This is a genomic window from Alloacidobacterium sp. (assembly GCF_035631355.1).
GTDB lineage: Bacteria > Acidobacteriota > Terriglobia > Terriglobales > Acidobacteriaceae > Alloacidobacterium.
The window spans coordinates 25,495-39,979 of sequence record NZ_DASQIX010000097.1 but is presented as its reverse complement, the minus strand read 5'-3'; the positions used below and the strand labels follow the sequence as shown (position 1 = coordinate 39,979).

Here is a 14,485-nt window from a genome sequence, read left to right as displayed (position 1 = left end):
ACGTTCATTCCCTGCTCGGCTTCGGGCATGGCGCAGCCCATAATGACGTCTTCGATTTCTTTGGTATCGAGCGCGGGGACCTTGGCTAGCGCGCCTTTGATGGCAATGGCGGCGAGGTCGTCGGGGCGGGTGTAGGACAGCGACCCTTTGGGAGCCTTGCCGACCGCGGTGCGAACGCTGCTTACGATGACTGCATCTCTCATGATTTAACTCTAGTCCCTTGCTTGGGCGGAACCGGGGCTAAAGCCCCTGCGTTCCCGATTGCTTTTTCACCGGGCTGAAGCCCGGTGCTTCTACCAAAAACCACTTGAATTCTGTGGCGACCTATCCTCATCACTCGGTTCCTGACAGCGTTGTCCATGAACCATTTTTGAAGTAATGGATGACCGCTGATTTTTCGATATGTACGTCTTTGATCCCGTCGTGGTCGAACGGGCCGTATGGCTTGTTCGCCAGCACTTCGCTGATGCCGGAAGGCTGTACCGAATCGATGCCGCGGGCGTAGCCTAATACTCTGCTTTCGTCATGTGAGTCGGCGGTGTCGGTGTCGGGCTGCGCGGCTATTTCGGCAGGCCTGGTCGCGGAACTGTCCCAGAAGACGAGCAGCGTTGATGTTCCGTTCTGCGAGCAGAGCACAGCCCAGTCCGATGAGCCTTTCTCGCGAAACGCGCCGTGGATGACGTTCTCAGGAGTGCGGGCTTCATATGTCTGAGGAACCATGCAGTGGCGTTTTTCGAGATCGCGGAGAACAGGAGCGGGGAGCAAGGGAAAGCTCTCCGGCGGGAGCATTCGAAAGGCGTAGGACTGGTCGTCTTTGTGCCCGCGAGTGATCTGCTCGGATTCCTGTGCCCATACGAGAGATGCGATGACAAGCGCGAACCATGCGACGAGCTTTGGGGTAGTTATCAATTTATTTCCGAACGCCAGCTTATAGAACTTAAACCTCATGGGCTAAAGCCCTGATTTTGTCCATTCGTAACGTCACGGCTAAAGCCGTGCCCCTTCAAAACCCTCTCAATTCCGGAGTGGCTTTCCTGTTTTCAGCGTGAAGGCGATGCGCTCCTGCGTTTTGTGCTCACCGCAGAGCGAGAGAAAGGCTTCGCGTTCCAGATCAAGTAGATACTGCTCGGTGACGAAGGTTCCCGGGGTGACGCTGCCTCCGCAAAGAATACGGACGATATGGTTCCCGATTTTTGCGTCGTGGTCGCTGATGTATTCGGCCTGGCGCATGAGGTGCACGCCCAACTTGAGCGTTGCTCCTACCTGATCACCAGGAACGGGAATCTGCGTGCGAGGAGTGGGCGCGGCGTAGCCGTTTTCGGCGAGGTACACGGCGGTCTCGCGCGCGTCCAGCAGGAGACGTTCGCGATTCAGCGTGATCTTGTCGGATGGCTTGAGCAGGTCGAGGCCCCGCGCTTCTGCTGCTGACGTTGAGACCTTGGCCATCCCGATGGTTTCAAAACGCTGTCGCAGCGCGTCCTGCAATTCGCCGGAAAATGCGAACTTTAGCGGGGCCTCTGTCGGGCTTACGCCTGATTCAACAGCTGCGGCGTCTACGGCGTGCAGCGCCATCTCTTTTGTGCCGCCGCCTGCGGGGACGAGGCCGACCCCGGCTTCGACGAGGCCCATATAGAGTTCGGCGCTGGGCTGGCGGGCAGCAGCGTGGAGTGAGATTTCTGTTCCTCCACCGAGACAGAGGTTGAAAGGCGCGGCAACAACGGGGCGCGGGCAGAATTTGATGGATGATGTCATGCGCTGGAAAGCCCGTACGGCCAGATCGACTTCGTCCCAGTCGCCTTCCTGCATGGCGAGCAGGAGCTGCATGAGGTTGGCGCCAACGGAAAAGTCAGATGCGTCACCGGAGATGACGAAGCCGCGGAAGTTGCGGACGTGCTCGCTATCGGGGTGCAGCGTTTGTGTGATGAGCGAGACGATGTCGTCGCCGATGGCATTTTTTTTTGAGTGCAGTTCGAGGCATGCGATGCCTTCGCCGATGTCGACCAGTGATGCGCCCGCATTTTTGCGGACGACTCCGTTGGCGTGCTTGAAGGCTGCGATGTTGGCGATGCCTTCCGGTCTATGGACTGGCTCGTAATCGCGTTTGGCTGTATTGAACTCGGCCCGTCCCTGCGCAGTGTCGCTGTACCAGCTGGTTTTTCCAGATGCGAGAAGAGCTTCGGTTTGCGGGCTGACGTGCTCGTTCCTCGCGCGCAGACGTTCGACGCTTTGCGGCACGCCGATTGCGTCCCACATTTCGAAGGGACCAAGTTCCCAGTTGAAGCCGGTTCGCATGGCGCGGTCGATGGAACTGATGTCGTCGGCGATTTCGGGCAGGCAGTCGGCGGCATAGTTCCAGATGCGGGTGAGAAGCGTCCACTGAAACTGGCTGGCCTTGTCTTTTCCCGGACCGCTGCCAATGAGCAGTTGCAGGCGCTCGGGCAGGGTTTCGACGTTCTTTGCCATTTCGAGCGACGGGAATTTTGGACGCTGCGCCGGGCGATAGTCGAGGGCTTTCCAATCGAGCGCGAGCCTGTTATTTTTCGGATCGGGCGCGTCGGGAATTTTCTTATAGAAGCCCTGTCCGGTCTTGTCGCCGAGCCATTTGCGCTCCAATATGGTTTCGATGAAGGCGGGGAGTTTTGTTGCAGCTGCATCTTCGGCCTTTGAGCTTTGGAAGTTTCTGGCGACGTGGGCGAGCACGTCGATGCCCACCATATCCGCCAGACGAAACGTCCCGGTGCGCGGCCAGCCGATGCTGGACCCGGTGAGCGCGTCCACGTCTTCAATGGTGAGGTCGAGTTCCTGCATCAGAGCTGTGGCGGTCAGCATGGCAAAGACGCCGATGCGGTTCGCTATGAAGTTGGGCGTATCGTGCGCGTAGACGATGGACTTGCCAAGACGCCGGTCGGCGAAATCGGCGATGACCGCCACAGCCTGCGGGTTCGCTTCAGGCGTGCGAACGATTTCGAGCAGGCGCATGTAGCGCGGCGGATTGAAGAAGTGTGTGCCGAACCAGCGGCTGCGAAAATCGGCAGGCATCTTTGCCGCGATGGATGCGACGGGCAGGCCGCTGGTGTTGGTCGTCACGATAGTGTCGGGACGCAGGTGCGGCGCAATCTTCTCAAGCAGGGCCTGCTTAATGCTGATGTCTTCAGTGACGGCTTCGATGATCCAGTCGCAGGATTTAAGCAGAGCGAGATCATCTTCAAAGTTGCCAATTGTAATGAGGCCGGCACTGGACTTGTCATAGAAGGCTGCTGGCTTGGATTTCAACAGTGCCTGCAGCGCCTGAGCGGCGATGCGGCTGCGGCCAGCGGGGTCGGCATTTGCAGGAACAATGTCGAGGAGCACGACGGGAAGTCCGGCATTGGCGAGATGCGCGGCAATGCGGGAGCCCATGGTTCCCGCTCCGAGCACGGCGCAGCGACGGATAAGCGGAACGGCAGCAATGGTAGAGGGCGCGCCGGCGAGAGCGGTGCTCATGCTGAATGCTCCTTACACCGGGGAGGATATCGGGCGGGTCTGAGTTTGTGCAAGCTTCCGCAAGCCAAGCCATTTCCTAGTGCAGATATTGGTTTCCACCGTTTTTTTTTTGCATCTAAATTTGCACTGTAGTTCTTTTCCCCGGCAGGCGAATCCTGTGAAAGCCCGTGATCTGGTGTGGTTGCTCTTTCTCTTGTGCCTGGAGGGAAGCTTTGCGCATGCGCAAAAGCTGCCGTCCGGGACCGTCTACATCGAAGCGCAAAACATGTCGTTTTCTTTAGTCAGCGATGTGGCACTTACCGTGAAGCGCATGAACGGGTTCATGATTCCTCGCGCGGGAAAGGTCGTGTCGCTCGACGATAAGACGTCATTCACCTTGCAGATTGCGAATGCAACGACATACCTGTCGGCGGAAAACCTGTCGTTGCTGATGAATGCCTATATACTGCCGCACGCGAAGACTTCGATTCACAACGTTACGGTGCACTTCGAGGACCAGACGCTGGTGCTGAAGGGCTCGCTCAAGAAGGGACTGGACGTGCCGTTTGAAGGTAAGGGGACGGTGAGCGTCACACCGGATGGCGGCTTGAAGATGCATTTTACTGACGTAAAAGCGGCGGGAGTGCTGAAGAAGGGCTTGCTTGATGCGCTGGGAATCACGCTGGCGAAAGTGGCGCAGCCCAGGCACCAGCCCAGCTTTCAAATTCAAGGCGATGATGTGATTGTGTCGGTAGACAGGCTTTTTCCCCCGCCACACTTTGCGGGAAGGCTGACGTCGGTTCGAATCGAAGGCGATCAGCTTATCGAGGTCTTTGGGCAGCCGGATCCAGCCTTTAAGCCGGCGCCCGTTACCGCTGACCGCTTTGTGTATTTTCGCGGCGGCACGATGGCCTTCGGCAAGCTCACGATGAAGGATGTCGATCTGGAACTGGTGGACAAGGACAAAACGGACGTCTTCGATTTTTCTCTCGACTACTACCGGGCCCAGTTGGAGGCTGGATATTCGAAATGGATGCCGAATCTCGGGCTGGTGGTGTATGTGGCCGACTACTCCACGATTTCTCCGAAAAAAGAGGCGGACGTTTCACAGAACAAATAGCGCGGATTGCCGGGTTTGACACTCGCACGCGAGGTGGATAGCGTCAGAGTTACGCTGTCATTTGCGAGGAACGATGAAACTCTTTCCCACTTTGCGTCTGGCTGCCCTGGTGTGCGGATTGGCCGTTGCCGCACAGGCGCAGGACTTATCCAGCTTTGAGAAACGCATCACTACCAAGGTGTTGCCGAACGGCCTGACGCTGATTATCTGCGAACGGCCCGAAGCTCCGGTTTTTTCCTACTTCACGATTGTGGATGCTGGAGACGCCAACGATCCTGGCGGTGAGTCGGGGCTGGCGCACATGTTCGAGCACCTGGCATTCAAGGGAACGAAGGACATCGGCACGACTGACTATGCTGCCGAAAAAGGCGCGCTCGCTAAAGTGGAGCAAACCTATGCGGCGTATGACGATGAGTTCCGCAAGCGTGTGGGACGCGATCCGGCAAAGCTGAAGACGCTGCATGCAGATTTCGAGCAGGCCCAGGCTGAGGCGGAGAAATATGTCATTCCGAACCAGTTCACAGAGATTGCGGAAGAGAATGGTGCGACCGGGTTGAACGCACAGACCAGCCTTGATGACACGCAGTACTTCTGGAGCATGCCTTCAAACCGGCTCCAACTGTGGGCGTACATGGAGAGCGACCGCATCGCTAATCCGGTGCCGCGCGAGTTTTACAAAGAGCGCGACGTGGTGATGGAAGAGCGCCGCATGCGGATTGATTCAAACCCTGTCGGGCGCATGGTCGAGGAGTTTCTGGCGGCAGCGTATGTGGCGCATCCTTATCATCGCCCGGGCGTTGGGTGGATGAGCGAGCTCAGCCAGATTACTGCTACCGAGGCGGATGCCTTCCACAAGAAATACTATGTGCCCTCGAACATGGTGATTGCCATCGTCGGCGATGTGAAGCCGGATGATATGACGATGCTGGAGAAGTATTTCGGCGCGATTCCCGCTGGGCCAAAGCCGGAAGAGATGGCGACCGTCGAACCGCCGCAGACAGCTGAGCGGTACGTTGTCCTCAAGGAACAGTCGCAGCCGCTTTATCTTGAGGGCTATCACAAGCCGGATTACCGCGATCCCGATGACGCCGTATACGACGCCATTCAGGACATCTTCTCGAATGGGCGTACTTCGCGGCTTTATCGCAGCCTGGTGCGCGACCAGCAGATTGCGGCTGAGGCTGAGGGTTTCAGCGGCTTCCCCGGCGACAAGTATCCCGGACTATTTGCCTTCTTCGCTGTGCCGAATCCTGGACACACACCGCAGGAAATGCGCGTGGCCATTCATAAAGAGATTGATAAGTTGAAGACGACTGATGTAAGCGACGATGAGCTGGCCATGTTCAAGACGCGGGCACGCGCCGATATTCTGCGCGGATTGGGCAACAATCAGGGGCTGGCGGAGCAGCTTGCCATTTATCAATTGCGATATGGAGACTGGCGCGAATTATTTAATCAGTTGAAGAAGATTGACGCAGTGACGAAGGCGGACATTCGGCGCGTCGCGAATAAAACATTTGTCGATACGAACCGGACGTATGCCATGGTTGAATTTCAAGCGCCTACAACTCCGGCTGCAGAGGCGTCTCAGGGAGGTGCACAATGAATTCTCATCGTGCCTTCTTCATGGAAAATCAACCGCAGAGGACGCTAAGAGCGCAAAGGTTCGCAGAGGTGAGATTTCACCTGAAAGCGAGCAGAGGGTTACAGTATGTTCTGCTTGTTGCTGTTCTGCTCTTTTTCGGAGCAACGCTGCGAGCGCAGCAGGCGCAGCCCTGGAAGCAGATTCCAATTCCGCCGCTGCATCCTTTCCATCCAGAGCAGCCGAAGCGAATCGAGTTGAAGAACGGCCTCGTGATTCTGCTGGAAGAAGACCACGAGCTGCCGTTTATCAACGGAGTCATCAATCTTCGCGGCGGTTCGCGCGATGAGCCTGCCGCTAAGGCCGGGCTGGTCGGTCTCTATAGCGACGCGTGGCGCACCAGCGGTACGGCAAGCAAAGATGGCGACGCACTTGATGATCTGCTGGAAGCGAAAGCAGCCAAAGTCGAGACGGACGGAGACGTGGACTCGACCGCCGTTTCCTGGTCGTGCCTGACGAAGGATGAAGACCTCGTTTTCGGGATTGCGGTCGATCTGCTGAAGCATCCGGCTTTCAAAGATGACAAGCTGATGCTGGCCAAGCAGCAGGCGGCTGCGGGCATCGTCCGGCGTAATGATGACGCCAGCGCGATCGCATCGCGCGAAGCGGCAAAACTTGTATATGGCGTGGACAGCCCGTACACGCGGGAGCCGGAGCTGGCAACGATCAAGGCCATCACGCTCGACGATCTAAAGCAGTGGCATGATAAAACCTTCGTGCCGAACAATATGATCGTCGGCGTAGAAGGCGACTTTGATTCAGCCGTGATGGAAAAGGCCCTGCGCGCCGCTTTTGAAGACCTGCCGCGTGGCGCGGCATGGCCTAAGCCTGTGGGAGAATTTTCCGGTCCGCAGCATGGCACGTACATTGTCGATAAAACCGACGTAAATCAGAGCAACGTATATATCGTCGGCCTGGGAACGATGCGCAATAATCCGGATTATTTTGCGCTATCAGTGATGAACGAGATCTTTTCCGGCGGCTTTGGATCACGTCTATTTCAGGATGTACGGACCAAGCGAGGCCTTGCCTATGCCGTGGGCGGTGGTTATGGCGCCGATTACGATCATCCGGGCATCTTTCGCGTAGTTGCCGGGACTAAGAGCCCAAGCACTGTGCAGGCAGCGCAGGCCATGATGGACCAGATCAACGAGCTGAAAACCAAGCCGTTTACTGAAGACGAATTGAAACGCGCCAAAGACCAGGTGCTGAACTCATTCATCTTTAATTACGACACGAAGGAGAAAGTGTTGGCTGCGGCGACGCGGCTTGAATTCTACGGCTATCCGGCGGATTTTCTGGAGAAGTACCGGGATGGCGTAGAGCGTGTGACGACTGCCGACCTGGAGCGCGTAGCGAAGAAGTATATTGATACATCGAAGCTGGCGGTGCTGGTGGTCGGTAATCAGCAGCAATTCGGCACGCCGCTCACCGAACTGGGCATGGGCGCACCACGTCCGATCGACATTACGATTCCGGGAGCACCGCAGCAGAGCCAGAGCGGCGGAGAAGGAGAGCAGTAATGCGGTTCGCGATTGTGATCATGGCCGCGGGCAAGGGCACGCGGCTGAAGTCAAAACGCGCCAAGGTGCTGCACCAGATTGGTGGCAAGTCGCTGCTGGAACATGTGATTCACTCGGCGACGCAGATTGTGCCGCCGCAGGATGTATATGTTGTCGTCGGCCACCAGGCAGGCGCGGTGCAGGCCGCCGTCGCCTCGACGAATGTGCATTTTGTCACGCAGGCGGATCAGCGCGGCACCGGGCATGCGGTTCAGACAGCACGTCAGGCAGTAGCGGGCTACGAGCATATCATCGTTCTTTCCGGTGATGTGCCCTTGTTGCAGCCCGAAACGATCGCGCGGCTGCGGGACTTCCATCTGACCGAACGCGCAGCCATGACGATTCTTACAGCGTCTCCTGACAATCCGCACGGCTATGGACGCGTGATTCGCCATTCTCCCAGCTCTGCGGAAGTGACCGCAATTGTCGAGCAGAAAGCACTGACACCGAAGCAGGAATCGATTCGCGAAATCAACTCCGGCATTTATGTCTTTGCCTCGAAACCGCTCTTTCAACTTATCAACGAACTCAGGACCGATAACGCGCACGGCGAGTACTACCTGACGGATATGGCCCGCGTGCTGGTGCAGGAACACGAGCGCGTCGTGGCTATTGAAGCGGGAGACGCGACTGAGGTTCTGGGGGCAAACACGCTGGCGGAAATGGCTGAACTGGATGCAGCCATTAGGATGGCAACAGCGCGAAGGCTTATGGCGCAGGGTGTGACCATCTATCGGCCAGAGACAACAGTCATCGACGCTAACGTAGAGGTCGGCGCGGATACCATCATCGAACCGTATGTGCAATTGCTGGGCGAGACGCATATTGGTGAAGACTGCCGCATCCGCTCCTATTCAGTTATCGAAAACTCAACGTTGGCCAGCCATGTGCTTGTACGGCACGGTTGCATCATCAGTGAATCGCATGTGCAGGCAGGCGCACTACTGGGGCCGTATGCGCATCTTCGTACAGGCAGCGAAATCGGCGAAGAGGCGCACATCGGCAATTTTGTTGAGACCAAGAAAATCCGCATTGGAAAGGGATCGAAGGCCAATCATCTCAGCTATCTAGGGGATGCGGAGATCGGCAGCGGCGTGAATATTGGGGCGGGAACGATTACCTGCAACTATAACGGTGTCGATAAGAGCCGCACATTAATTGAAAACGACGTCTTTGTCGGCAGCGATACGACACTAGTAGCACCAATTGTGATTGGCCAAGGATCTTACATTGGCGCAGGATCCTGCATTGTCGAGGATGTTCCTCCAGAAGCCCTTGCACTGGGGCGAGCAAAGCAGGTAACGAAAGACGGATGGGCCAGAAGCCGCCGTGTACAGGCCAGAACGGCAAGAGAAGCCGGGAAGGGCCAATCGTAAGGCGCTCGCGCTCAGGCGGCTCGCTCGGCTTCTATTTCAGCCAGAATGCCACGCAAGCGGATTCTGGCTGAAAACAGTGTCAGATTTATTTCCTGCTGAGGGACTTCCAGCAGCTTCGAGATCGCCTCCGGCGAATAACCCTCCACATCGCGCAGCAGAAAAGCCAGGCGCTCGAATGGCGGCAGTTCACGAATTGCTTCTTCCAGATCGGTGCGGCGGATGTTCCTGTCCTCTATTCCATCCGAAGCAGAAACAGGCGCCGGAGCGGCCGGGGTCAATAGAAAGAGTGAACGAAGACCAGCGATCAAGGCGGCGTCAATGGTGTTCGAGTCTGGTTCCGAACGTGCCTGAAAAGCACTCACAAAGCTGTTGGTGAGTAATTGTTCGGCTTCAAGTTCATTGCCAGTCATGTGGAAAGCCAGCGAAAAGATGCGGTGCCGATGGCTGTCGTAAATATCGCGTTGAGCCTGTCGTATAGAGCGCTCTTCGGATTGAATGTTGACGACCCGGGCCGTGTTTTCGTCAAACAATCCACGAACATTGATAGTCACTAGCGCCCTTTCAAGTCAGAGTGGAAGCAGACGACATCAATATCCTAAACGAATTCCCAGGATGGGGCTACAAACAGGCTTCCTATTACCAATCTTTGATGGTAGTTTTGAATGTCAAGTAACTGGCGCAAACAAGAAAATTAGCTGAAGCAAGCTCTTCCTTGGGAAAATCCTCCCCCTGAAAGGGAGTGGAAACGTCACCATTGAACGGATGCGACCGGAACCAGCATCCTGAAATGGAAGCCAATAGCTACGATTCCACTTTAGACGTTCCGCTTTGGCCAGATCAAAGAGTGTCAAGAAGGATGCATGGCTTCAGAACGAATCCTGGTTGTCGATGACGAGCCCTATGTAAGGACTGTGATATCCGCCATGCTGGAGAAGGCGCAGTACCGGCCTGTGCTCGCCAGCAACGGGCTGGAAGCCCTGGAGCGCCTGCAGGCCGATCCGCCGTATGACCTTGTGCTCTCCGACATCATGATGGAAGGCATGGACGGGATGAGCCTGCTGGACAGGTTGCGTGAAACGCAGCCCGAGACTCCGATGGTGATGGTCACAGCCATTCACGACGTAGGGGTCGCAATCTCCGCCATTCGCAAAGGTGCTTACGACTATCTGCTGAAACCTTTTGAAAAAGAGCAATTACTTGCCACCGTCCGCCGCGCCCTGGAACACCGCCGGCTGGCACAACAGAACTCCATGTATCAGTCGAATCTGGAACAACTGGTGGCTGCGCGGACTGACATGTTGCGCCAGGCCATATCTGACCTTGAGCGGTCCTATGACATTACGCTGGAAGCCCTGGGGGACGCGCTCGATCTGAAAGACGCGGAGACAGAAGGCCACTCCAAACGCGTAACCGGCTATACAGTGGCTCTAGCTCGCGCCATGGGACTATCACCAACGGACATTCGCACCATCGCCCGCGGCGCATTCCTGCATGACATCGGGAAAATGGCCATACCCGACGCAATCCTGCTCAAGCCGGGGCGTTTGGACGGCGACGAGCGGTCGGTGATGCGCGACCACTGCGCGCGCGGCTATCAGATATTATCCAAGATTCCATATCTGCGTGAGGCGGCTGAAATTGTCTACTGCCACCAGGAACACTTTGATGGCAGTGGCTACCCGCGTGGGCTGAAAGGCGAGCAAATTCCGCTGGGCGCCAGGATTTTCGCCGTGGCCGACACGCTCGACGCTATCACTTCCGACCGGCCATATCGCAAAGCCAACAGCTTCACTGCTGCTCGAAAGGAGATCCAGCGCTGCGCTGGAACGCAATTTGATCCACAAGTGGTGGACATGTACTTAAACATGCCCGATGTGCTATGGGTTGACCTGCGGAAAGAGATCAGCCAGCATGCGCGCTTCTCTCCTTTTGCATATGACGGGACAGGGGACGAAGCTTCGAACTGACAGGAGGTATACCATGCCGCTGATAGGCCCAGAAGCTATTGGGGAAAGGCTCAAGCAACTTCCCGGCTGGACGCTCGAAGGCAAGGAAATTGTCCGCGAGTTCAGCTTTGGTGACTTTGTCCAGGCGCTGCGGTTTGTGAATGCAGTAGGAGAAAAAGCCGAGGCTGCCGGCCACCATCCGGACATCGACATTCGCTATAACAAGGTAAAGTTGGCATTGACGTCCCACGATTCAGGCGGCCTGACGGATCGCGATTTCCATATGGCTGAGGCCGTCAATGCAATTCCTACTAAAAACTGAATTCGGAATTCAGTAAATTGCGTCATCCTCGATTGGGAGTGGCAGAGGTTTGTTTTCCTGTGCCTTGCTTTGCATTTGCATCAGGCTTCTGCGGTTCCAAATGACGACCGCGATCCCTCCAAGAAGTGCTGAGCCAGCCATTAAAAGGCCTGTGCGAAGGCGGCTTGGACGCAATGTATTATTTTTAGAATCAACAGCCTCTGCTGAATCTTGCATATTGCAGCGTCTTCTACGCAACCCCTCTTTCGCTCTTTTCGATGCCTTTCTGGTACGGAACAACGCAACTTTTCTTGCGCGCACGCGTTTTTGTTACCAGAGTGTACTTGTACAAGCTGTCGAAATCACGTACACTACATGAAATTGAAGAAAAAGTACGCGATCTCATAGATTTTTGAAACCAAGAAACACCAAAAAGCATCTATGTAAGTGTACGACTCCTGCCGATGATTGAGCCAAATGCTCTCACGGCAGAGCAAAGTTTATAAGTTGCGTCACTGGCCTCCCGGCACGGACAAATTAACGTTCGTGCCGTTTTTTTGTTCGCGAGGAGGCCTGCCTAAACGGCCATAGCTGACGATTTCAGCTAATCTAGTGTGCATGAACCGAATTCTTCTCGGCGTGGCGGTTGGACTGGTCACGATAGCCAGCTATGCGCAATGGTCAAATCCGGCCGACGACATACCCGCCTATCATCCGGCACCGCCTGCTAAAGCTGAAAAGCTGCCCCCAATCCTTTCCGGCAATCAGCTTCAGGGCGAATACTTCCGCCTGCCATGGCAAAGGAAGGTGTATGAGGAAGCAGCGCAAGTGCCTGGAGTGCTCTATCAGCTTCCCTGCTACTGCCACTGTGACAGGGCTCTGGGACACACCAGCCTCCGCAGCTGCTTTGAAGGCACACATGGAGCCGAGTGCACGACCTGCGCGAAGGAAGGCGCGTATGCCTACAAGATGACCAAGCTCGGCAAATCTCCAAGAGAGATTCGCGAAGGCATAGAGCGCAAGGACTACGAATCAATTGATCTCGACCAGCTTGGCGGCATGTAGCACGCAGGCGCACGCTGGTCTAGAGTAATCGCACACAATTGCTTTGTTGAGGTGTGCGATGCGAAACCGCTTGTCTCTGATTGCTGTTCTCTGCCTTCTGATTGCGCCGGTTGCCATACTGGCGCAGAGCGTGCCGCTTGCCATCACCGGCACGCTGGTTACGCCGCAGGAGATTGTGCCCAACGGCACTATCCTCATCCAGAATGGGAAGATTCTTGCTGCGGGCGCACAAGTGCAGATTCCACAGGGCGCGACTGTTGTCCACACCGATGGCGTCATCGCGCCTGGTTTGATCGATCTACACAATCACCTGACATGGAACGTTTTTCCCAGATGGAAACCGAACCAAGAATTCGGCAACCGCTACGACTGGCAGCAGAAGCCTGTTTACAACCTTCTGATGAGCGAACCTCACTACGAACTGGTCAGCGACGGCCTGGAGTGCGAGATGGAGCGCTATGCTGAAGTCAAAGCCATCACGGAGGGCGAGACATCTGTTGTCGGCGGAATGTACGCAGCATGCGATCAGGGACTGGCGCGCAATCTCGATTATGACGCGGAACTGGGCAGCAAATGGGGCGAGATCATCTACAATGTCTTTCCGCTCACGATGAGCGAATCAGACGTGGCGCAGGCCATTGCCGCGCTCAATGCCAAGCCGCGCGGGTCCCTGCTGATTCACATTGCCGAGGGATCTCCGCATGATGCGTCGGCTGCGCGTGAGTTTTCTGAGTTCGAAGGACGCGGGCTGCTCAAACCGGGTGTTTCGATCATTCATGGTGTTGCTCTGACGCCGCAGAATTTTGCTTCCATGGCCAAGGCAGGCGTGGGATTTATCTGGTCTCCACGGAGCAATATTGAGCTCTATGGAGATACCGCGAATGTCGCAGCCGCCAAAGTAGCAAACGTAGTCATGGCATTGGCTCCTGACTGGAGCCCAACCGGTAGCGATGGCCTTCTGGGTGAACTGAACTATGCTTCTGTCTGGAACGGCTCGCAGAACCCCCCGCCCTTTACCGACCGCGATCTGGTGATGATGGCCACCAGCAATGCAGCGGCGCTGGTCGGATTGCAGGATTCAATTGGCAGCCTCACGCCGGGCCATGCCGCTGATTTAATCGTGATTCGCGATACAGGAAAAGCGCATAACAAGGACGCGTACTGGAGTCTGACGCACGCCACTCCAGAAGACGTGGATATGGTCATGATTGGGGGCATCGCGACATATGGTAATCCGCAATTGATGCGGCAGATTTCAGACTCTCCGGTTGAAACGCTCAGGGTGTGTGGCAGCGACAAGAATATTTCCTTTGCCAGCGAGAAACAGAAACAGGAGAGCTTTGCAGAAACGGAATTGACACTCGGTCACGCTTTGCTGGAGATGGGCAGGAAGCTGGCTCCGCTCTCTGAATGCGGGAATTAGGGCCTGTTAACACTAGTCTTCATGCCATACTGGTGCATGCTGCTTCGACCCGCAGAGCCGGAAGATGCTATGGCTGTGGCCCGTGTTCACGTCCGATCATGGCAGGCGGCCTACCAGTCACTCCTTCCGGATGATTACCTCGATCAACTTCGGCCCGAAGATCGAGCTGGGAAATATGATTTTACGCATGTTGACCCACACAAACCCTGGACGATTGTGGCTGCCGAAGAAGGGTTGATCCACGGGTTTGCTACAACAGCACCATCACGAGAACCGACGGACTATGGAGAGCTGTATGCACTCTATGTAGATCCCGAACATTGGGGCCGAGGCATTGGCACTGCTCTTGTATCGGCTGCTCGCATTCGCCTCTCGAAGCTCGGATTTCGAAATGCTCTTCTGTGGGTCCTTGCGGGGAATGTTCGCGCGGATCGCTTCTATCGAATCGATGGATGGCTGCCCGATGGGCAGCGCCGAACAGACGCAATGTGGGGAGTCACTGTAGACGAAATCCGTTACGAGCGCGGACTGGAGGCACCGCAAATCCCCTCCCCACAACCGTGAACATTTCGCCTTCAAAGCTCTGCT

The 14,485-nt window shown here is 56.1% G+C and carries 12 protein-coding genes and 1 pseudogene; 9 read left to right on the top strand and 4 right to left on the bottom strand.

The window, feature by feature from the left end; genetic code table 11:
- From VEV40_RS17085 to VEV40_RS17075, 3 genes and pseudogenes are all read right to left on the bottom strand, one after another.
- Window positions 1-203: pseudogene (locus VEV40_RS17085) on the bottom strand (acetyl-CoA C-acyltransferase); the annotation flags it as partial.
- A gap of 130 nt (window positions 204-333) precedes the next feature.
- Complete coding sequence (locus tag VEV40_RS17080; protein ID WP_324834070.1) at window positions 334-948, bottom strand: hypothetical protein; 615 nt, start codon at window positions 946-948, stop codon at window positions 334-336.
- Between the two features lie 66 nt (window positions 949-1,014).
- Window positions 1,015-3,483: a 3-hydroxyacyl-CoA dehydrogenase/enoyl-CoA hydratase family protein gene (locus VEV40_RS17075; protein ID WP_324834068.1), complete on the bottom strand. Its 2,469-nt coding sequence runs from the start codon at window positions 3,481-3,483 to the stop codon at window positions 1,015-1,017.
- Window positions 3,484-3,640: 157 nt separating this feature from the next.
- Between VEV40_RS17075 and VEV40_RS17070 the strand changes: the two genes are divergently transcribed.
- The 4 genes from VEV40_RS17070 (at window position 3,641) to glmU (ending at window position 9,162) form a co-directional block, all read left to right on the top strand.
- Window positions 3,641-4,582, top strand: coding sequence for a hypothetical protein (locus tag VEV40_RS17070; RefSeq protein ID WP_324834067.1), 942 nt, complete (start codon window positions 3,641-3,643; stop codon window positions 4,580-4,582).
- Window positions 4,583-4,655: 73 nt separating this feature from the next.
- The gene (locus tag VEV40_RS17065; protein ID WP_324834066.1) at window positions 4,656-6,188 is read left to right on the top strand and encodes a pitrilysin family protein; all 1,533 of its coding nucleotides are present in this window, start codon (window positions 4,656-4,658) and stop codon (window positions 6,186-6,188) included.
- Complete coding sequence (locus VEV40_RS17060; RefSeq protein WP_324834064.1) at window positions 6,185-7,747, top strand: pitrilysin family protein; 1,563 nt, start codon at window positions 6,185-6,187, stop codon at window positions 7,745-7,747. Before VEV40_RS17065 ends, VEV40_RS17060 begins: the two co-directional genes overlap by 4 nt.
- On the top strand, window positions 7,747-9,162 hold the full coding sequence (gene glmU, locus VEV40_RS17055; RefSeq protein WP_324834062.1) for a bifunctional UDP-N-acetylglucosamine diphosphorylase/glucosamine-1-phosphate N-acetyltransferase GlmU: 1,416 nt from the start codon (window positions 7,747-7,749) through the stop codon (window positions 9,160-9,162). Before VEV40_RS17060 ends, glmU begins: the two co-directional genes overlap by 1 nt.
- An 11-nt stretch (window positions 9,163-9,173) precedes the next feature.
- Here glmU and VEV40_RS17050 read toward each other — a convergent pair whose 3' ends face one another.
- Window positions 9,174-9,713 carry a sigma-70 family RNA polymerase sigma factor gene (locus VEV40_RS17050; RefSeq protein WP_324834061.1) on the bottom strand — a complete coding sequence of 180 codons (540 nt, stop codon included), beginning with the start codon at window positions 9,711-9,713 and terminating at the stop codon, window positions 9,174-9,176.
- 309 nt (window positions 9,714-10,022) lie between these two features.
- Between VEV40_RS17050 and VEV40_RS17045 the strand changes: the two genes are divergently transcribed.
- From VEV40_RS17045 to VEV40_RS17025, 5 genes are all read left to right on the top strand, one after another.
- Entirely contained in the window at window positions 10,023-11,129 is a 1,107-nt protein-coding gene (locus VEV40_RS17045) for an HD domain-containing phosphohydrolase (RefSeq protein ID WP_324834060.1), read from the top strand.
- A gap of 13 nt (window positions 11,130-11,142) precedes the next feature.
- Complete coding sequence (locus VEV40_RS17040; protein WP_324834058.1) at window positions 11,143-11,430, top strand: 4a-hydroxytetrahydrobiopterin dehydratase; 288 nt, start codon at window positions 11,143-11,145, stop codon at window positions 11,428-11,430.
- Window positions 11,431-12,027: 597 nt separating this feature from the next.
- Window positions 12,028-12,474 (top strand): CYCXC family (seleno)protein, encoded by a 447-nt coding sequence (locus tag VEV40_RS17035; RefSeq protein WP_324834057.1) that lies wholly within the window; start codon window positions 12,028-12,030, stop codon window positions 12,472-12,474.
- A 58-nt stretch (window positions 12,475-12,532) separates the two neighbouring features.
- Complete coding sequence (locus VEV40_RS17030) at window positions 12,533-13,897, top strand: amidohydrolase family protein (protein WP_324834055.1); 1,365 nt, start codon at window positions 12,533-12,535, stop codon at window positions 13,895-13,897.
- Window positions 13,898-13,918: 21 nt separating this feature from the next.
- Entirely contained in the window at window positions 13,919-14,461 is a 543-nt protein-coding gene (locus VEV40_RS17025; protein WP_324834053.1) for a GNAT family N-acetyltransferase, read from the top strand.
- Window positions 14,462-14,485 lie beyond the last annotated feature (24 nt).